The following is an 18,302-nucleotide window of genomic DNA, read 5'->3' as shown; positions in this document are numbered from 1 at the left end:
GACGTGTCCCATCCACCCCGGGAGGCGACAGGATGGCATTCGTACAGGTAATCGATTACGAGACCAGGCGGTTCGACGAGATGAACGCGCTCCTCGACCGCTACACGGAGCGGACCAGCGGCAGGCGCACGGTCACCCACACGATGATCGGCCGGGACCGGGACGCCGGGACGCACTACGTCGACCTCGTCGAGTTCCCCTCGTACGAGGACGCGATGAAGAACTCCCGGCTCCCGGAGACCGACCTGATGTTCCAGGAGATGGTGGCCCTCTGCGAGGGCATGCCGAAGTTCATGAACCTGGACGTGGTCCGCGACGAGCACCTCAACAAGCGGGTCGCGCGGCGGGTGTTCGAGGACATCGCCGCCAAGGGCGACCTGGACGCCGTCGACGAGTGCTTCGCGGCCGGCTACACCGACCACGACATCATGGAGGCGCCGGGCGGGAGCGACGGGCGCGACGGCATGCGGCGGACCATCGGCATGTGGCGGGACGCCTTCGACCTCTCCTTCGACCTGACCCGTCAGATCGCCGAAGGCGACTGCGTCACCACCCTGTGGGACTGGAAGGGCACCCAGAAGGGCGAGTTCATGGGGGTCGCGCCGACCGGCGGGGACGTCGCCATGTCGGGCTGCACGACCTTCCGGATGGAGGACGGCATGATCGCCGAGGGCTGGTGGTATTACGACGCACCCGGCCTGATGCGGCAGATGGGCATGATGCCCGGATAGCCGCCCGTGCCGTGCCCCGGCCCGTACCCCGGTACGGGGAAGCCCCGGTCACCCCCGCTTGGCAGCGGTGACCGGGGCTTTCTCGTGGAACGTGGAGCGTGGAGCGCGGTGCTGCGGTCAGTGGCTGTGACCGTGGCCGTGACCGGCGTCGCCCTCGTCCTCGGCCGGCTTCTCGACGACCAGGGTCTCGGTCGTGAGCAGCAGGGAGGCGATGGAAGCGGCGTTCTCCAGCGCGGAGCGGGTGACCTTCACCGGGTCGATGACGCCGGCCTTGACCAGGTCGCCGTACTCGCCGGTGGCGGCGTTGAAGCCCTGGCCCTTGTCGAGCTCGGCGACCTTCGCGGTGATGACGTAGCCCTCGAGGCCGGCGTTCTCCGCGATCCAGCGCAGCGGCTCGACGGCGGCGCGGCGCACGACCGCGACACCGGTGGCCTCGTCGCCGGTCAGGCCGAGGTTGCCCTCAAGGACCTTGACGGCGTGGACGAGCGCGGAGCCACCGCCGGAGACGATGCCCTCCTCGACCGCGGCGCGGGTCGCCGAGATGGCGTCCTCAAGGCGGTGCTTCTTCTCCTTGAGCTCCACCTCGGTGGCGGCGCCGACCTTGATGACGCAGACGCCGCCGGCGAGCTTCGCCAGGCGCTCCTGCAGCTTCTCGCGGTCCCAGTCGGAGTCCGTGGACTCGATCTCGGCCTTGATCTGGTTGACACGGCCGACGACTTCCTCGTGGCTGCCGCCACCGTCGACGATGGTCGTGTCGTCCTTGGAGATCGTGACGCGGCGGGCGGTGCCCAGTACGTCCAGACCGGCCTGGTCGAGCTTGAGGCCGACCTCCTCCGCGATGACGGTGGCACCGGTGAGGGTGGCGACGTCCTGGAGCATGGCCTTGCGACGGTCACCGAAGCCGGGGGCCTTCACGGCGACCGCGTTGAAGGTGCCGCGGATCTTGTTGACGACGAGGGTGGAGAGCGCCTCGCCCTCGACGTCCTCGGCGATGATCAGCAGCGGCTTGGAGGCACCGGCCTGGATGACCTTCTCCAGCAGCGGCAGGAGGTCCTGGATCGAGGAGATCTTGCCCTGGTGGATCAGGATGTACGGGTCATCGAGGATGGCCTCCATACGCTCCTGGTCGGAGACCATGTACGGCGAGAGGTAGCCCTTGTCGAAGGCCATGCCCTCGGTGAACTCCAGCTCCAGGCCGAAGGTGTTGGACTCCTCGACGGTGATGACACCGTCCTTGCCGACCTTGTCCATCGCCTCGGCGATGAGCTCGCCGACCTGCTGGTCCTGCGCGGAGAGCGCGGCCACGGCGGCGATGTCGGACTTGTCCTCGATCGGACGGGCGGTCGCGAGGAGCTCCTCGGAGACGGCCTTGACCGCGGCGTCGATGCCCTTCTTCAGGGCGGCCGGGGACGCGCCCGCGGCGACGTTGCGCAGACCCTCGCGGACCAGCGCCTGGGCCAGCACGGTGGCGGTGGTGGTGCCGTCGCCCGCGATGTCGTTGGTCTTGGTCGCCACCTCCTTCACGAGCTGCGCGCCCAGGTTCTCGTACGGGTCGTCCAGCTCGACTTCGCGAGCGATGGTGACACCGTCGTTGGTGATGGTGGGGGCGCCGAACTTCTTGTCGATGACGACGTTGCGGCCGCGGGGGCCGATCGTCACCTTGACCGTGTCGGCAAGCTTGTTGACGCCGCGCTCGAGGGCGCGACGGGCGTCCTCGTCGAACTTCAGGATCTTCGGCATGGGAGCGGTTCAGTCCTCTCGTTGCGATCCTCGGCCGCTCACCGCGACCTCCACCGCCTAGAACGAACTGCGCCCCTCGACGCCCGGCATCAGCAGGGTGACCAGGGGCGCAGCTCAAATCAAAACTGGAAGCGAATTACTTCTCGATGATCGCGAGCACGTCGCGAGCCGAGAGGACGAGGTACTCCTCGCCGCTGTACTTCACTTCGGTGCCGCCGTACTTGCTGTACAGCACGATGTCGCCGACGGAGACATCGAGCGGAAGACGGTTACCGTCTTCGAAGCGACCCGGGCCCACAGCGAGGACGACGCCCTCCTGGGGCTTCTCCTTCGCGGTGTCCGGGATGACCAGGCCGGAGGCCGTGGTCTGCTCGGCGTCGAGCGGCTGGACCACAATGCGGTCCTCGAGCGGCTTGATGGCAACCTTGGAGCTGGCGGTCGTCACGATCCGGTCTCCCCCTTCGGAGATCTCACGGGGTTAACTGTTTGAGGTGGCGACCAGGCGGATCCGTCGTCGCGGGTGCCGGACCTACCTGTCGCTGCGTTGGCACTCACCAGGGGCGAGTGCCAGGTGCGACACTATTCCGGCGATTAGCACTCGGTCAAGCGGAGTGCCAATTCTCGGCGCCGGGTGTGGCGCGCGGCGAGCTCGGGACACCGCGAAATCCCGTTCCCCCAGGCACTTCTGACCGCTTTTCCTCTCAGCGCGAACGGGCCGGATCCGGCATGCGCGGCGGTGCTCCCGCATCCGGCCGCCCTCGGTCCACGACCGATATGTGACGCTTGAGCCGTGCGCATCCTGGTGGTCGAAGACGAAGAGGGGCTCGCCGAGTCACTGCGGCGCGGCCTGTCCGCCGACGGCCACCTGGTCGAGGTCGCCCACGACGGCCACACCGGCCTGGATCTCGCCCTCGCCGGCGGACCGTACGACGTCGTGCTCCTGGACCTGATGCTCCCCGGTGCGAGCGGCTTCGAGATCTGCACCCGCATGCGGGCCCACGGCGACACCACCCCGGTCCTGGTGCTCACCGCCAAGGACGGCGAGTACGACGAGGCCGAGGGTCTGGACTCCGGCGCCGACGACTACCTCACCAAGCCGTTCTCCTTCGTCGTCCTGGCCGCCCGCCTCCGGGCGCTGGCCCGCCGCGCGGGCGCCCCCGACCGCACCGCGCTCCAGGCCGGCGACCTCGTCCTCGACCCGCAGGGCCGGCGCTGCCGGCGCGGCGTCCACGAGATCGAGCTCACCGCCCGCGAACTCGGCGTGCTCGCCTGCCTGATGGAACAGCCGGGCCGGGCCGTCGCGAAGCAGGACATCCTCGACGAGGTCTGGGACGCCCCGCACGGCATCGACCCGAACATCGTCGAGGTGTACGTCTCCTCGCTGCGCAAGAAGATCGACGCGCCCTTCGGCCGTCGCTCGATCCTCACCGTGCACGGCACCGGCTACCGGATGGCATCCGACGGTGGCTAGCGCGATGCGCCGCCGGAGGGCCTTCCGGGGGCGCCCGGCCACCCTGCGGGCGCGGGCCGCCGCGGCCGCCGCCCTCGCCATGGCCGCCGTGCTCGGCGCCGGCGGGCTGTGGCTGTTCGGCCTGCTGCGGGCCAACCTGCTCGACAACACCACCGGCCGTACCGAGCTCGCCGCCCGCAAGGTCGCCGCCCGGCTCGACGCGCGGGCCGTGCCGCCCGGCGGGCGGCTGCCCGCGCCCGAGGGCGGGGTGGACCTGGTCCTCGTACGGGACGCGGCCGGGCGGACCGTGGCCGGCAGCGGGAACCCGGACGACGCCCCGGACTTCGGCGCTCTGCGCCCCGGCCCCGGGGAGGACTCCCGCTCGGCCGTGCTGCCGCCCGCGCGCCCCGGTGCGGAACGGCGGGTGGTGGTCGTCGTCCAGGTTCCGGGCGCGGCACAGGTGGCGGGCGCGGTCCGGGTACCGGGCGCTCCGGGGTCGAACGGCCCCCACACCGTGTACGCCATGACGGTGCTCGGCGACGTCGACGACGCGACCGGGGCCGTAGCGGCCGGGCTGCTGGCGGGCGCGCCGCCGCTGATCGGCTTCGCGGCGGCCCTCGCCTGGTGGGTGACGGGCCAGGCGCTCCGCCCGGTCACCGCGATCCGCACCGGGCTGGCCGCGGTCACCGCGAGCGGCCTGGACCGGCGGGTGCCCGACCCGGGCGGCGCCGACGAGATCGCCCGCCTCGCCCGCACCGTCAACGACACCCTCGACCGGCTGGAGCGCTCCGACGCCCGGCAGCGGCAGTTCACCGCCGACGCCTCGCACGAGCTGCGCAATCCGCTGGCCGCCGTCCGCACCCGGCTGGAGGTGGCACTGGCCACGGGCCGCCCCGACCGGGAGTCGGTGGCCGCCGCGCTGGCCGACACCGAACGGCTCCAGGGGATCGCGGCGGACCTGCTGCTGCTCGCCCGCCTCGACGGCGGACCGGCGCCGCGCACCGAGCCGGTGGACCTCGCGCTGCTGGCGGCGGAGGACGCGGCGCGCCGGGGCGGGTCCCGGGTCGCGGTGCGCGTCGAGGCGGGGTCGCCCGTACCGGCGGCCGGGGACCCGGCGCGGCTGGAGCGGGCGCTGGCGAACCTGGTGGACAACGCCGTGCGGTACGCCCGTACCGAGGTCGTCGTACGGGCGGCGGGCGACGGCGCGGGCCGGGCGCTGCTGGAGGTGGCGGACGACGGTCCGGGCATCCCGGAGGCGGACCGGGAGCGGGTGTTCGAGCGGTTCGTACGGCTGGACGCGGACCGCGGCCGGGCCGGCGGCGGGACCGGTCTGGGCCTGGCCATCGCCCGGGAGATCGCGCGGGCGCACGGCGGCGAGGTGACGGCCGGCCCGGGACCGGGGGGCGGGGCCCGCCTCGTCCTGCGCCTGCCGGCGGAACCGGCCGGGCGGGGTCCTGGGCCCCGGGGCCCAGGGCCACACGTCCCGGCCCTGGGGTCCCACGTCCCGGCGCCCCGGGCCCGGAGGTCCTGAAGCCGCCTTCAGGATCTTCAGGTTTCCCTCAGCGCGGGCGCCCCAGCATCGACAGGCATGAGCGCGCACCGGAGGAAGACGACGACGAACCGAGCCCGCCGGCCGTCCCGCCGCCGTCGGCGGCGGCTCGCCCGCACCCTGCTGATCACGGGCTGCGCGCTGACGGTGACGGCGGGCGGCACGGCCTGGTACGCGTACCGGGACCTGGCCGCGAGCATCGGCAGTTCCAAGGCCCTGGAGGGGGCCGAGAAGTCGGCGTCCGGCGACGTGAACATCCTGCTGATGGGCCTGGACAGCCGTAAGGACCAGAACGGCGAGGACCTGCCGGACGACGTCCTCGACAAGCTCCACGCGGGCAGTTCGGACATCGGCGGCTACAACGCGAACACGCTGATCCTGCTGCACGTGCCCGCGGACGGCAGCCAGGCGAAGGCGTTCTCCGTCCCGCGCGACGACTTCGTCGGCATACCCGGCCACGGCAAGGACAAGATCAAGAAGGCGTACGGGCTCGCGAAGGAGAAGCGGCAGGAGCAGCTCGCCGCGCAGGGCGTCAAGGACCGGCGGCAGCTGGAGCGCGACGGCCGGGAGGCCGGGCGCGCGGCGCAGATCGAGACGGTGCGCGCCTTCCTCGGGGTCCCGGTCGACCACTTCGCCGAGCTGAACCTGGCCGGTTTCTACCACCTCGCCGACGCGCTGGGCGGCGTACCGGTGTGCCTGAACAAGCCCGTGAAGGACTCCTATTCGGGGGCCGACTTCCCCGCCGGGCCACAGACGCTGAACGGTCAGCAGTCGCTCGCCTTCGTCCGCCAGCGGCACGGCCTGGAGATGGGCGACCTGGACCGGACGAAGCGCCAGCAGGCGTTCCTGGCGGGCGCGACGCGGAAGCTGAACTCGGCCGGCACCTTCACCGACCCGGTGAAGCTGATGCGGCTGATCGACGCGGCGAAGCAGGACGTGGTGACGGACGAGGGCTGGGACCTGCTCTCGTTCGTGAAGCAGGCGAAGAACCTGTCCGGCGGAAAAGTGCGCTTCACGACACTCCCCGTCGAGCGGTTCGGACGGAACCACGGGGAGGACGTGAACGTCGTAGATGATATGAAGATAAAGCGCCTCATTGCAGAGCAGATCGGACCCAAGGCCGCCGCTTCCGGCGGGCCGGACACCGCTCCCTCCGCCCCGGGGACGCCTCCGGCGCCCGGTGAGGCGTCGTCCCCGGCGTCCCGCGACGGGGCACCCCCCGCACCGCCCTCCTCCTCACCGCCCGCCCCCTCGGCCTCCCCCCAGGACGGCGGCGGCATCCCGTGCGTGGACTGAAGCCCCTGACGACGGCGGGCGCCCGCCGTCGCACCGAGGCCCTGCTCCTGGTGTTCGTCGTCGTCATCGCCGTCTTCGGCCACGCCGGCGCCGGCCTCGCGATGAACGACGAGCTGCCGCCCAACCTGGCCGGTTTCACGGTCAGCATGACGCTGCTCTCGCTCGTGGGGCACCTGGGCGTGCGCCGCTTCGCCGCCTACGCCGATCCGCTGGTCTTCCCGCTGGCCATGCTCCTGACAGGGCTGGGGCTGGTGCTCCTGCACCGCCTGGACCAGGGGTACATCGAGCGGTACGGCGCGGACGCCAACGCGCCGGGCCAGCTGCTGTGGACGGTGGTGGGGGTCGCCGCCTGTCTGGTGGTGCTGGCCCTGCTGCGCGACCACCGCCTCCTCCAGCGGTTCATCTACCTCACGATGGCGGTCGCGCTGGTGCTGCTGATCGCACCGGCGTTCTTCGGCGCGGACACGTACGGCGCGAAGCGCTGGATCATCCTCTTCGGCTTCTCGCTCCAGCCCGGCGAGTTCGTGAAGATCATGATCGCGGTCTTCTTCGCCGGCTACCTCGTCATCCACCGCGACTCACTGGCCCTGTCCGGCCGCAAGGTCCTGGGCGTGCGGCTGCCGCCGATGCGTCAGCTCGGCCCCATCGTCACGGTGTGGATCGTCTCGATGCTGGTCCTGGTCTTCGAGCGGGACCTCGGCACCTCGCTGATCTTCTTCGGCGTGTTCGTGGTGATGCTGTACGTCGCCACCGAGCGCACCGGCTGGATCGTGTGCGGCCTGGTCATGGCCTCGCTCGGGGCGTTCGTGGTGGGCTCGACCGAACCGCACGTCAAGGCGCGCGTCGCGGCCTGGCTGGAGCCGCTGTCGTACTACTGGCCGAACCGGCCGACCGGGGTCACCTCGGACCAGTCCGCGCAGGCGCTGTTCAGCTTCGGCACGGGCGGCATCTCCGGGACGGGCCTCGGCCTGGGCCATCCGGAGCTGATCAAGTTCGCGGGCCGCAGCGACTTCATCCTCACCACGGTCGGCGAGGAACTCGGCCTGGCCGGGGTGATGGCCGTACTGCTCCTCTACGCGCTCCTCGTACAGCGGGGGCTGCGGATGGCGCTGGGCGCGCGCGACCCGTTCGGCAAGCTGCTGGCGGTGGGCCTGGCCTCGGCGCTGGCCCTCCAGGTCTTCGTGGTCGCGGGGGGCGTCACGGGCCTGATCCCGCTGACCGGAAAGGCGCTGCCGTTCCTGGCGAAGGGCGGCTCGTCTCTGCTGGCGAACTGGATCATGATCGCGCTGCTCCTGCGCATCAGCGACAGCGCGGAACGCCAGCGCGAGGCGGACGCCCTGGGCCCGGCGGAGACGACGATCACCCCGGTGGTGGCCGCGGGGGCGGGAGCGGGAGCGGGGCCGGGGACCGGGCCGGGGACGCGCTGACCGCGGGCCGGGCTCCGCGGACTACAGGTAGTCCTCCAGGCGCCCTATCCGGTAGCCCTGTTCCTGTATCCGCTGGAGCATCCGCGTCGTCATCTGGGTCTCCGTGGCGCCCTTGAGCTCCGACGGGCCCCGGAAGTGCGCCAGGACGATGTCCCCCGGCCTGAGGGCGGAGCCCTCGGCATACTGGAAGTTGTTGATCTGCATCGAGACCCGCCACAGGACCACGTCCGTGACCCCGCACTCCGCGGCGGCCCGGAGGGTGTCGTCGTTGTAGTTGCCGAACGGCGGGCGGAACAGCGCCGGGCGGGTGCCGAAACGCTTCTCCAGGTGGTCCTGCTGGCCGCATATCTCCTTCTTCTGCGCCGCGAAGGGCAGGGTCCGGAGGTTCGGGTGCGTCAGCGTGTGGTTGTTGACCGTGCTCGCCGAGCCGTTGTCTCGGAGCTTCTCGAAGTGCCCGTAGTCCGGCGAGGCCACGCTGTGGGTGAGGAACATCGAGATCGGCAGCTTCAGGTCGGCCGCCATCCGCAGGAACTCGGGGTCCTTCTCCGCGCCGTCGTCGAAGGTCAGGAAGACGACCTTCTCGTCCGGCGCGACGGGTATCCGGTCCACCACCGCCGCCCGGCCCGGGGCGGCCTGCGGACGCCCGGGCTTCCGGGCGGGCTTGGGCGCGTAGGCGACGGGGGCCGTCAGGCCCCACTTCCTGTACGCCTCGTCCGAGGGGCTCCCCGGGCCCGTCGGCGACCCCGACGGGGCCGCCGACGGCGTACCGGAGGGCCCGGCTTCCGGTGCCTCCTGCGTCGCCTTGCGACCCAGCCGTTCGATCGGGTCCACGCTGTCCCCGCACCCCGTCAGGGACAGCGCGAGCGCGCCGGCCGCCAGCGTTCCGGCTACCAACCGGCGCGCGTGCTTCACAGATAGTCCTCCAGGCGGGCCACGGAGTACCCCTTGTCCGTGACGGTCTTCATGACATGACGGATCATGTCAGTCATCGTTCCCTTCCAGTCCTCCCGGCCCCGGAAGTGCGTGAGGATGATGTCGCCGGGGTGCAGGTCGCGGTCCCACTCCCGGTAGTCCATCCGGTTCGTGAACGCCTCCGCGTTCCACAGGGGAACCGCCTTGATGCCGCAGGACTTCGCCGCGCGCAGCGTGTCCTGGTTGTAGTTGCCGTACGGCGGCCGGAAGAGCGTCGGCCGCTTGCCGAACTGCTTCTGGATGGTGTCCTGCTGGCCGCAGATCTCCTGGCGCTGCTTCTCGTACGACAGCGCGGGCATGTAGCGGTGGTTCAGGGTGTGGTTGTTCAGGGTGACGCCCGCGGCCTGCATCTGCTTGAAGTAGGGGTAGTTGTCGTTCACGACGTAGTCGCTGAGGAACGCCGTGTACGGGATCTTCAGCTCCTGCATCATCTTCAGGAACTCGGGGTCCTTCTCCGCGCCGTCGTCGATCGTCAGGAAGACGACCTTGTCCTCGGTGGGCACGGTGGTGAAGACCGGCGGATACTCCTCCTGGTCCTCGACCTCGAAGCCGTCGCGCGTGGTGATCTCGGGCTTCTCCTTCGGCGCGGCCGGGGCCGTGAGCGGCGGCTTGAGCAGCCCCCACTTCTTCGCCGCGACGACGCGCGCCTGCTGGGCGGCCTTGGCCTTCTCGGCGGCACTGAGCGCGCCGGCCGCGCCCGCCTCCGTGCCCTTGCCGGCCTTGGGCTTCTCCGGCGCCTCGGACCCGGAGGAGCACGCCGTCCCCAGGGCGGCGACCAGCAGGGCGGCCACGGCCACCCCGAACCGGCCGCGCGGACCCGCCGCGTACCGGTGACCGTGTAGCGTCTTATGTTCCTTTTGTCCGACTAGCTGCATAGCTGCGCATCCTGGCACCGGACACGCGCCCTCCCGGGAAGACACCGCGAGCGGGGACGCACCATCCACCGACTGGCCCACACCACCGCCGTGCCGGGCGGGCGGCGGGGGCGCGGCCCGGCGTACGCCCGCGAGATCCCGGCGCGACGTACCGGCGGACGTACCGGCGGACGTGGCACCGGCCGTCGTCCCGGCGGACACTCCGGCGGCCGTCGCGGCGCGACCGGTCAGGAACGGAGAAGCGGAATCCGCCGCCGCCTCGTAGCGTCGGAGGCATGGACATCAAGCTCGCACAGTGCTTCATCTCGGTCGACGACCACGACAAGGCCCTCCCCTTCTACCGGGACGTCCTCGGCCTGGAGGTCCGCAACGACGTCTCCTACGGCGGCATGCGGTGGGTGACCGTCGGCTCGCCCGCGCAGCCGGGCGTGGAGATCGTCATCGAACCGCCGCTCGCCGACCCGGGCGCCTCCCCCGCCGACCGGCAGGCCGTGACGGAACTGCTGGCCAAGGGCCTGCTGCGGGGCGTGATCTTCTCCACCGACGACTGCGACGCCACCTTCGAACGCATCCGGGCCGCGGGCGGCGAGGTGATGCAGGAGCCGTGCGACCAGCCGTACGGCGTGCGCGACTGCGCGTTCCGCGACCCCGCGGGCAACATGCTCCGCTTCACCCAGGCCCGCACGCCGTAGCCGTGGGATCCCGGCCCGGCGGCGCCGCCCCGCACCCCCTCCCCCGTACCCCCCGCCCGGTCCGGATTCCGCGCGGTCAGCCCGCCCCACAGTGATGGAGAGACAGGACAGGATGAGCAAGGCCAAGAGGACGGACCCACGGTCGCCCGCCCCGCACGCTGCCGACGGTCACGACCTGATCCGCGTGCACGGTGCGCGCGTGAACAACCTCAAGGACGTCAGCGTCGAGATCCCCAAGCGCCGGCTGACGGTGTTCACCGGCGTCTCAGGCTCCGGCAAGAGCTCCCTGGTGTTCGGCACGATCGCCGCCGAGTCGCAGCGCATGGTGAACGAGACGTACAGCGCCTTCGCCCAGGGCTTCATGCCGACGCCGGCGCGGCCCGAGGCCGACGTGCTCGAGGGACTGACGACCGCGATCATCGTCGACCAGCAGCGGCTGGGCGCCGACACCCGCTCCACCGTCGGCACCGCCACCGACACCAACGCGATGCTCCGCATCCTCTTCAGCCGCCTCGGCACGCCGCACATCGGCTCGCCCAACGCGTTCTCCTTCAACGTCGCCTCGGTCCGGGCCAGCGGCGCGGTCACGGTCGACCGCGGCGCCGCCAGCCGGACCGTGAAGCAGACCTTCACCCGCACCGGCGGCATGTGCACGCGCTGCGAGGGCCGCGGCACGGTCTCCGACATCGACCTCACCCAGCTCTACGACGACACCAAGTCGATCGCCGAGGGCGCGTTCACCATCCCCGGCTGGAAGTCGGACAGCTGGTGGACCGTGCGGACGTACGCCGAGTCGGGCTTCCTCGACCCGGAGAAGCCGATCCGCAAGTTCACCAAGAAGGAGATGCGGGACTTCCTGTACCGGGAGCCGACCAAGGTCAAGGTCGAGGGTGTGAACCTCACCTACGAGGGGCTGATCCCGAAGATCCAGAAGTCCTTCCTGTCCAAGGACCGGGAGGCGATGCAACCGCACATCCGGGCCTTCGTGGACCGCGCGGTCACCTTCACCGCCTGCCCCGACTGCGACGGGACCCGGCTCAGCGAGGCGGCCCGTTCGTCGCGGATCGGCGGGACCAGCATCGCCGACGCGTGCGCGATGCAGATCAGCGACCTCGCCGGGTGGATCCGCGGCGTCGACGAGCCTTCGGTGGCGCCCCTGCTCACCACGCTGCGGCAGACCCTCGACTCGTTCGTGGAGATCGGGCTGGGCTACCTCTCCCTGGACCGGCCCTCGGGCACCCTGTCGGGCGGTGAGGCGCAACGCGTCAAGATGATCCGCCACCTCGGCTCCGCGCTCACCGACACCACGTACGTCTTCGACGAGCCCACCGTCGGCCTGCACCCGCACGACATCCAGCGCATGAACGGCCTGCTGCTGCGGCTGCGCGACAAGGGCAACACGGTGCTGGTCGTGGAACACAAGCCGGAGACGATCGTGATCGCCGACCACGTCGTCGACCTCGGCCCCGGCGCCGGTACGGCCGGCGGGACCGTCTGCTTCGAGGGCACCGTCGACGGGCTGCGCGGCAGCGGCACCGTCACCGGCCGCCACTTCGGCGACCGGGCCGCCCTCAAGGAGACGGTGCGCGAGCCCGCCGGCGCGCTGGAGATCCGCGGCGCGACCACGCACAACCTGCGCGGCGTCGACGTCGACATCCCGCTCGGCGTGCTCGTCGTCGTCACCGGTGTCGCCGGCTCGGGCAAGAGCTCCCTCGTGCACGGGTCGCTGCCCAAGCGGCCGGGCGAGGCGGGCGAGGCGGGCCAGGGCGTGGTGTCGGTCGGCCAGGAGCCGATCCGCGGCTCACGGCGCAGCAACCCGGCGACGTACACCGGTCTCCTCGACCCGATCCGCAAGGCGTTCGCCAAGGCCAACGGCGTGAAGCCGGCGCTGTTCAGCGCCAACTCCGAGGGCGCCTGCCCCGGCTGCAACGGCGCCGGGGTGCTCTACACCGACCTGGGGATGATGGCCGGGGTGGCCACCACCTGCGTGGAGTGCGAGGGCAAGCGGTTCGAGTCCTCGGTACTGGAGTACCGATTCGGCGGCCGCGACATCAGCGAGGTGCTGGCGATGCCGGTGACCGAGGCGGAGGAGTTCTTCGGCTCCGGGGAGGCGCGCACCCCGGCGGCGCACGCGATCCTGCGCCGGCTCGCGGACGTCGGGCTGGGCTACCTCAGTCTCGGCCAGCCGCTCACGACCCTGTCCGGCGGTGAGCGGCAACGGCTCAAGCTGGCCACGCACATGGCGGAGAAGGGCGGGGTGTACGTGCTCGACGAGCCGACCGCCGGCCTGCACCTCGCCGACGTCGAGCAGTTGCTCGGCCTGCTGGACCGGCTCGTCGACTCCGGGAAGTCGGTCATCGTCGTCGAGCACCACCAGGCCGTCATGGCGCACGCCGACTGGATCGTCGACCTCGGGCCGGGCGCCGGCCACGAGGGCGGCCGGGTCGTCTTCGAGGGCACCCCCGCCGACCTCGTCGCCGCCCGCTCCACCCTCACCGGGGAGCACCTCGCGGCGTACGTGGGCACCTGACCGCGGCGGGGGCGCGGGTCCGCGAGGCGGCCGGGGTGTCGGGGGCGGCGCTCGCCCCGGGGGGCGGGGGCGGCGCTCGCCCCGGGGGGTAGGGGGCGTGTCGTCGCCGACAATGGACCCGTGACCCCCGAAGACTTCGCCGCCCTCCTCACCCCCGAGGGCACCGCCCTCCTCGACTCGCTCCGCGACCACGACCCCGGCCAGGAGCTGACGCTCGCCACCCGGCTGCGCCGCGAGCACCCCGCCGGGCTCGTCTCCGCCGCACTGGGGCAGGCCCGGCTGCGGCAGCGGGCGGTGGCGAAGTTCGGCGAGGAGGACGCCTTCCGGATGTTCTTCACCCCCGGCGGCGGCGAGATGGCCACCCGCGCGTCCGTGGCCTCGTACCGCGCCGGCCGGCTCGCCGCCCTCGGCGTGCGGGCGGTCGCCGACCTGTGCTGCGGCATCGGCGGGGACGCCCTGGCCCTGGCGCGGCTCGGCATCCGGGTGCTGGCGGTGGACCGCGACCCGCTGACCGTGGCCGTGGCACGGGCCAACGCCGGGGCGCTGGGGCTGGCGGACCTGATCGAGGTCCGGGAGGCGGACGTCACGGACGTGGACGTGTCCGCGTACGACGCGGTGTTCATCGACCCGGCCCGGCGCGGGGGGCGCGGCCGCGTCTTCGACCCGGAGTCCTACTCGCCGCCCCTGTCCTGGGCGGTGGAGACGGCCCGTACGGCGACGCACGCCGCCGTCAAGATCGCCCCCGGCATCCCGCACGAGGCGGTGCCCGCCGAGGCCGAGGCCGAGTGGATCTCGGACGGCGGGGACGTCAAGGAGGCCGTGCTCTGGTTCGGCACCGCGCCCGGCACGATCCGCGCCACCCTGCTGCCGGGGCCGCGCCGGCTGGTGACCGCCGCACCGCTGCCCGACCCGGCGGCGGGGCCGGTCGGCCGGTGGCTCTACGAGCCCGACGGCGCCGTCATCCGCGCCCACCTCGTCGCCGAGGTCGCCGAGCAGCTGGACGGCCGGCTGATCGACCCGACCATCGCCTACATCACCGCCGACGAGCTGCGCGCGACCCCGTACGCGACGGCGTACGAGATCACCGACGTGCTGCCCTTCGGCCTCAAGAAGCTGAAGGCGCTGCTGCGCGAGCGCGGGGTCGGCGTGCTGACCGTGAAGAAGCGCGGTTCCGCGATCGAGCCCGAGGAGCTGCGCCGGAAGGTCAAGCCGCAGGGGCCGAACTCCGCGACCGTCTTCCTGACCCGGGTGGCGGGGGCCCCGTCGATGCTGATCGGCTCGCCCGCCCCGGTGCCCGCGGCGCGGCCCCCGCGCTGACCCGCGGCCGGAAGCCCGGCCGGGGACCGGCCCGGGCGCTCAGCCCTCGCCGACCTCCACCGACTCGAACCGCCAGCGGTGCACCGCCCGCGTGATCAGGTCGGCCGCCGGCTCCGGCAGTTCGGGCAGGTCAGCGGCCACGCCCTCGGCCGCCTCCCACCAGGTGATCACGAGCACCCGGTCCTGCGGCGCCCGGAACACCTCGCGGCGCACCGGCTCGCGGGCCAGGACCTGGGAACGGGCCCACTCCAGGAGCTCGTTGCCCCGGCCGTCGGCGGCCCGGGCCTCCCACATCAGCGCGACGGTGCTCATGAGTACAGGTTGTCCTTGCTCAGCTCGTGCACGTGGTCGTGATCGTGGGAGTGCGCGTGACCGTGACCGTGACCGTCCGCGTGGTCGTGGTCGTGGTCGTGGCCGTGCCCGGTGCCCGGCACGTGCGGGTCGGTCACCGGCAGCGAGGAGTCCGCCGACAGGTCCCAGTCCGAGGGCGCCCGGTTGCGCTTGACCATCTCCGCGCCCAGCGCCGCGACCATCGCCCCGTTGTCCGTGCACAGCCCCGGCCGCGGCACCCGCAGGACGATCCCGGCGGCGTCGCAGCGCTCCTGGGCGAGCGCGCGCAGCCGCGAGTTCGCCGCCACCCCGCCGCCGATCATCAGGTGGTCGACGCCCTCGTCCTTGCAGGCCCGGACGGCCTTGCGGGTCAGCACGTCCACGACGGCCTCCTGGAAGGACGCCGCCACGTCGCGCACCGGCACGTCCTCGCCGGCCTTGCGCTTCGCCTCGATCCAGCGGGCGACGGCCGTCTTGAGCCCCGAGAAGGAGAAGTCGTACGCCGCGTCGCGCGGCCCGGTCAGCCCGCGCGGGAAGCTGATCGCCTTCGGGTCGCCCTCCCGCGCGAGCCGGTCGATCACCGGACCGCCGGGGAAGCCCAGCTGGAGCACGCGCGCGATCTTGTCGAAGGCTTCGCCGGCCGCGTCGTCGATGGTCGCGCCCAGCGGCCGTACGTCGGAGGTGATGTCCGGGGCCAGCAGCAGCGAGGAGTGCCCGCCGGACACCAGCAGCGCCATGGTGGGCTCCGGCAGCGGCCCGTGCTCCAGCTGGTCCACGCAGATGTGCGAGGCCAGGTGGTTGACCCCGTACAGCGGCTTGCCGAGCGCGTACGCGTACGCCTTGGCCGCCGAGACGCCCACCAGCAGCGCCCCCGCGAGCCCGGGGCCGGCCGTGACGGCGATCCCGTCGAGGTCGCGGGCGCTGACCCCGGCCTCCTTCAGGGCGCGCTCGATGGTCGGGACCATCGCCTCCAGGTGGGCCCGGGAGGCGACCTCCGGCACGACACCGCCGAAGCGGGCGTGCTCGTCGACGCTGGAGGCGATGGCGTCCGCGAGCAGGGTCGTGCCGCGGACGACGCCGACGCCGGTCTCGTCGCAGGAGGTCTCGATTCCGAGGACGAGCGGTTCGTCAGCCATTGCTCTCACTGCTCTCAGTTCGTGCGTGTGCGGGGTCGGTCAGTCGCATGACGAGCGCGTCGACGTTGCCGGGCTGGTAGTAGCCGCGGCGGAAGCCGATGGGCTCGAAGCCGAAGCGCTCGTAGAGCTTCTGGGCGCGGGTGTTGTCGACCCGTACCTCCAGCAGCACCTCGGCGCACTCGAAGGCGGTGGCGGCGCGCAGCAGTTCGGTCAGCAGCCGGGCGCCGAGCCCGGTGCCCCACTGGTCGCGGGCCGCCGCGATGGTCTGTACGTCGGCCAGGTCGCCGGCGGCGGCCAGCCCGGCGTAGCCCACCAGGCGGCCCCGGGCGTCCTCGGCGACGAGGTAGCGGCGCGTGGCCCGCGGGCCGCGCGCGTGGGCCAGCTCGGACCAGAACATGCCGGCCGACCAGGCGTCGTCGGGGAAGAGCTCGTGCTCCAGCTCCAGCACGGGCCCGATGTCCCACCAGCGCATGGCGCGCAGGACGGCGTCGGAGGCGGGGGCGGCGGCCGTCACTGGGGAGTGACCACCTTGTAGTTCTTGGGCACCTGCGCGTCGGGCCGGCGCAGGTAGAGGGGGGTGGGCGGCAGGAACGCCTCTCCGGCGGCCAGGCGCCGCGCGGCGAGGGCCGCGAGGGCGGCCGCCGACTGGTGCTCGGGGGCGCGCGCGTCCGGGAAGACCTCGGGGTAGAGCAGGGCGCCCTGGCCGACCGCGGGGAGGCCCGCGACCCGCTCGGCGATGTCGGCGGGGCGGTCCACGGCGGGCTCGCCGACGCGCGTGAGGGGGTCCTCGTACCGGGCCCAGTAGACCTCCTTGCGCCGCGCGTCGGTGGCGACGGTGAAGGGGCCCTCGATCCCGGCGGCTCCGGCGGCGTACGCGAGGCCGTCCAGGGTGCACAGGCCGTGCACCGGCACGCCGAGGACCGCGGCGAAGGTGGAGGCGGTGACCAGGCCGACGCGCAGCCCCGTGTACGGGCCGGGGCCGACGCCGACGACGATGCCGGTGACGGCGTCGAGCTTCAGCCCCGCCTCGGTGAGCACCTTGTCCACGGAGGGCAGCAGCAGCTCCCCGTGGCGGCGGGCGTCGACCTGGTGGGACTCGGCGAGGACGGACTCGCCGTCGTGCAGGGCGACGGTGACGGCGGGCGTGGCGGTATCTACAGCGAGCAAGAGCACGCGAACAGCCTACGACTCCGGGGCCCCGGCCCCTCGCGGCCGGTCGTGGAGCGGCCCGGCTGCTACCTTTCGACCGAGGTACCCAACGGGGTCAGGCGCGAGAGGTGGAGCAAGGTGGCACGCAGCAGCTCGGGAATCGTGGCCGGGCTCACCGCCGCGGCCATCGCGGCCGTCGGCTTCCTCGGCTACCAGGCGTCGGCGTCGGCACCCCCGCGCGTCCCGCAGACCGCCCCGCAGGACCCGGCGCCCGCCGCGAGCCTGCCCGCGAAGCAGGACCCCTCGAAGCCGGCGGCCGTGCCCGAGGGCTCGGGCACCGGGGTGCGGGTCGTGTACTCGGTGAGCCAGAAGAGGGTGTGGCTGGTCGGCGATCCGGCGCAGCCCGTCAGGTCGTTCCCGGTGGTCCCCAGTACGGTGCACCCGGCCGTGGGCACCTACGCGGTCGGCTCCCGATCGGGCGCCGTCACCGGCTCGGACGGGGTACCGATCGAGCACGTGGTGCGGTTCGCGACCGTCGAGGGCGTCGTGCTGGGCTTCAGCGCCCGGGTGGACGGCGCGACCCCGGATCCGGACCCGTCCAAGAAGACCGGCGGCATCCGCATGGCGCGCGCGGACGGCGACGCGATGTGGGCCTTCGCGACGATCAGCTCCAAGGTCGTCGTCGTCCCCTGACGCGGTCGCGTGACGCGGTCGCCTGACGCGGTCGCCTGACGCCGCGCCGCCCGTGGACCGGGCGGCGTCCCGCTCCCGCCCCCCCGCCGATTCACCCCAACGTGCTACTCAGGCCGCTTCGGACTCCGCAGCGGCCTGTTCGCGTACGGCGGCCTCCGGCGCGGACGCGTCGGGGGCGTGCCACCGCGCCGGGGGCGTCGAGACGGCGGTGGCGGCCGCCCCCGCGGCGAGCAGCGCCCGCATGGACACGGCGGACGGGCGGGGGTGGCGCGGTGCTCCTGCTGGTACCGGCATGGTGCCTCCTGGGGCCCGGGAACGCCGAACTTAGGCATACCTAAGAAACTCTCGGTACCATGTCACCACGAGCGCCGCCACCAGCGCAATATCTTCCCGACGCGTTGTCGGTACGGTTGCC

General features: G+C 72.6%; 18 protein-coding genes. 9 read left to right on the top strand and 9 right to left on the bottom strand.

The genetic code is table 11. The annotated features are described in order from the left end of the window. Window positions 1-32: 32 nt before the first annotated feature. Window positions 33-731, top strand: coding sequence for an ester cyclase (locus tag ABT106_RS09595; RefSeq protein WP_351274764.1), 699 nt, complete (start codon window positions 33-35; stop codon window positions 729-731). A 117-nt stretch (window positions 732-848) separates the two neighbouring features. Here ABT106_RS09595 and groL read toward each other — a convergent pair whose 3' ends face one another. After that, complete coding sequence (groL, locus tag ABT106_RS09590; RefSeq protein ID WP_351274762.1) at window positions 849-2,471, bottom strand: chaperonin GroEL; 1,623 nt, start codon at window positions 2,469-2,471, stop codon at window positions 849-851. 136 nt (window positions 2,472-2,607) lie between these two features. Next, window positions 2,608-2,916, bottom strand: a complete 309-nt coding sequence (gene groES / locus ABT106_RS09585; protein WP_267723146.1) for a co-chaperone GroES — start codon at window positions 2,914-2,916, stop codon at window positions 2,608-2,610. Window positions 2,917-3,261: 345 nt separating this feature from the next. Between groES and ABT106_RS09580 the strand changes: the two genes are divergently transcribed. The 4 genes from ABT106_RS09580 to ABT106_RS09565 are packed head-to-tail and all read left to right on the top strand — an operon-like array spanning window position 3,262 to window position 8,193. Continuing rightward, window positions 3,262-3,942, top strand: coding sequence for a response regulator transcription factor (locus ABT106_RS09580; protein WP_351274759.1), 681 nt, complete (start codon window positions 3,262-3,264; stop codon window positions 3,940-3,942). Then, window positions 3,935-5,452 (top strand): sensor histidine kinase, encoded by a 1,518-nt coding sequence (locus ABT106_RS09575; protein ID WP_351274757.1) that lies wholly within the window; start codon window positions 3,935-3,937, stop codon window positions 5,450-5,452. Before ABT106_RS09580 ends, ABT106_RS09575 begins: the two co-directional genes overlap by 8 nt. Window positions 5,453-5,509: 57 nt before the next feature. Next, on the top strand, window positions 5,510-6,766 hold the full coding sequence (locus tag ABT106_RS09570) for an LCP family protein (RefSeq protein WP_351274755.1): 1,257 nt from the start codon (window positions 5,510-5,512) through the stop codon (window positions 6,764-6,766). After that, window positions 6,754-8,193 carry an FtsW/RodA/SpoVE family cell cycle protein gene (locus ABT106_RS09565; protein ID WP_351274753.1) on the top strand — a complete coding sequence of 480 codons (1,440 nt, stop codon included), beginning with the start codon at window positions 6,754-6,756 and terminating at the stop codon, window positions 8,191-8,193. The genes ABT106_RS09570 and ABT106_RS09565 overlap by 13 nt, the downstream gene beginning before the upstream one ends. A gap of 21 nt (window positions 8,194-8,214) precedes the next feature. On the opposite strand, the gene ABT106_RS09560 is transcribed toward ABT106_RS09565, so the two are convergent. Together ABT106_RS09560 and ABT106_RS09555 are read right to left on the bottom strand one after the other, a co-directional pair. Continuing rightward, complete coding sequence (locus ABT106_RS09560) at window positions 8,215-9,105, bottom strand: polysaccharide deacetylase family protein (RefSeq protein ID WP_351274751.1); 891 nt, start codon at window positions 9,103-9,105, stop codon at window positions 8,215-8,217. Further along, complete coding sequence (locus ABT106_RS09555; protein ID WP_351274749.1) at window positions 9,102-9,962, bottom strand: polysaccharide deacetylase family protein; 861 nt, start codon at window positions 9,960-9,962, stop codon at window positions 9,102-9,104. Before ABT106_RS09555 ends, ABT106_RS09560 begins: the two co-directional genes overlap by 4 nt. Window positions 9,963-10,315: 353 nt before the next feature. Between ABT106_RS09555 and ABT106_RS09550 the strand changes: the two genes are divergently transcribed. The 3 genes from ABT106_RS09550 to ABT106_RS09540 all read left to right on the top strand — a co-directional run bounded on the left by ABT106_RS09550 (window position 10,316) and on the right by ABT106_RS09540 (window position 14,579). Beyond that, on the top strand, window positions 10,316-10,732 hold the full coding sequence (locus ABT106_RS09550; RefSeq protein WP_351274747.1) for a VOC family protein: 417 nt from the start codon (window positions 10,316-10,318) through the stop codon (window positions 10,730-10,732). Between the two features lie 112 nt (window positions 10,733-10,844). Next, window positions 10,845-13,262 (top strand): ATP-binding cassette domain-containing protein, encoded by a 2,418-nt coding sequence (locus ABT106_RS09545; RefSeq protein ID WP_351274745.1) that lies wholly within the window; start codon window positions 10,845-10,847, stop codon window positions 13,260-13,262. Window positions 13,263-13,382: 120 nt separating this feature from the next. After that, window positions 13,383-14,579 (top strand): class I SAM-dependent methyltransferase, encoded by a 1,197-nt coding sequence (locus ABT106_RS09540; protein ID WP_351274743.1) that lies wholly within the window; start codon window positions 13,383-13,385, stop codon window positions 14,577-14,579. A 39-nt stretch (window positions 14,580-14,618) separates the two neighbouring features. Here ABT106_RS09540 and ABT106_RS09535 read toward each other — a convergent pair whose 3' ends face one another. The 4 genes from ABT106_RS09535 to tsaB are packed head-to-tail and all read right to left on the bottom strand — an operon-like array spanning window position 14,619 to window position 17,218. Beyond that, window positions 14,619-14,891 (bottom strand): hypothetical protein, encoded by a 273-nt coding sequence (locus ABT106_RS09535; protein ID WP_351274741.1) that lies wholly within the window; start codon window positions 14,889-14,891, stop codon window positions 14,619-14,621. Then, entirely contained in the window at window positions 14,888-16,045 is a 1,158-nt protein-coding gene (gene tsaD, locus ABT106_RS09530; RefSeq protein ID WP_351274739.1) for a tRNA (adenosine(37)-N6)-threonylcarbamoyltransferase complex transferase subunit TsaD, read from the bottom strand. Before tsaD ends, ABT106_RS09535 begins: the two co-directional genes overlap by 4 nt. Beyond that, window positions 16,038-16,517, bottom strand: a complete 480-nt coding sequence (rimI, locus tag ABT106_RS09525; RefSeq protein ID WP_351274793.1) for a ribosomal protein S18-alanine N-acetyltransferase — start codon at window positions 16,515-16,517, stop codon at window positions 16,038-16,040. The genes tsaD and rimI overlap by 8 nt, the downstream gene beginning before the upstream one ends. Window positions 16,518-16,555: 38 nt before the next feature. Next, window positions 16,556-17,218, bottom strand: coding sequence for a tRNA (adenosine(37)-N6)-threonylcarbamoyltransferase complex dimerization subunit type 1 TsaB (tsaB, locus tag ABT106_RS09520; RefSeq protein ID WP_351274737.1), 663 nt, complete (start codon window positions 17,216-17,218; stop codon window positions 16,556-16,558). 114 nt (window positions 17,219-17,332) lie between these two features. On the opposite strand from tsaB, the gene ABT106_RS09515 reads away from it, so the two are divergent. Continuing rightward, window positions 17,333-17,887, top strand: coding sequence for a hypothetical protein (locus ABT106_RS09515; protein ID WP_351274735.1), 555 nt, complete (start codon window positions 17,333-17,335; stop codon window positions 17,885-17,887). 108 nt (window positions 17,888-17,995) lie between these two features. Here ABT106_RS09515 and ABT106_RS09510 read toward each other — a convergent pair whose 3' ends face one another. Further along, window positions 17,996-18,181: a hypothetical protein gene (locus ABT106_RS09510; RefSeq protein WP_351274733.1), complete on the bottom strand. Its 186-nt coding sequence runs from the start codon at window positions 18,179-18,181 to the stop codon at window positions 17,996-17,998. Window positions 18,182-18,302 lie beyond the last annotated feature (121 nt).

This window comes from Streptomyces sp. NPDC002044, from assembly GCF_040296725.1.
GTDB lineage: Bacteria > Actinomycetota > Actinomycetes > Streptomycetales > Streptomycetaceae > Streptomyces > Streptomyces antarcticus.
The sequence above is the reverse complement of the archived record's forward strand: the minus strand, read 5'-3'. Positions and strand labels throughout refer to the sequence as shown.

Bases quoted from the DNA above. Each gene is read 5' to 3' on its own strand.
- ABT106_RS09545 (WP_351274745.1), top strand. From the start codon at position 10,845: ATGAGCAAGGCCAAGAGGACGGACCCACGGTCGCCCGCCCCGCACGCT.
- rimI (WP_351274793.1), bottom strand. From the start codon at position 16,517: ATGCGCTGGTGGGACATCGGGCCCGTGCTGGAGCTGGAGCACGAGCTC.
- ABT106_RS09510 (WP_351274733.1), bottom strand. From the start codon at position 18,181: ATGCCGGTACCAGCAGGAGCACCGCGCCACCCCCGCCCGTCCGCCGTG.
- ABT106_RS09535 (WP_351274741.1), bottom strand. From the start codon at position 14,891: ATGAGCACCGTCGCGCTGATGTGGGAGGCCCGGGCCGCCGACGGCCGG.
- ABT106_RS09550 (WP_351274747.1), top strand. From the start codon at position 10,316: ATGGACATCAAGCTCGCACAGTGCTTCATCTCGGTCGACGACCACGAC.
- ABT106_RS09570 (WP_351274755.1), top strand. From the start codon at position 5,510: ATGAGCGCGCACCGGAGGAAGACGACGACGAACCGAGCCCGCCGGCCG.
- tsaD (WP_351274739.1), bottom strand. From the start codon at position 16,045: ATGGCTGACGAACCGCTCGTCCTCGGAATCGAGACCTCCTGCGACGAG.
- groL (WP_351274762.1), bottom strand. From the start codon at position 2,471: ATGCCGAAGATCCTGAAGTTCGACGAGGACGCCCGTCGCGCCCTCGAG.
- ABT106_RS09595 (WP_351274764.1), top strand. From the start codon at position 33: ATGGCATTCGTACAGGTAATCGATTACGAGACCAGGCGGTTCGACGAG.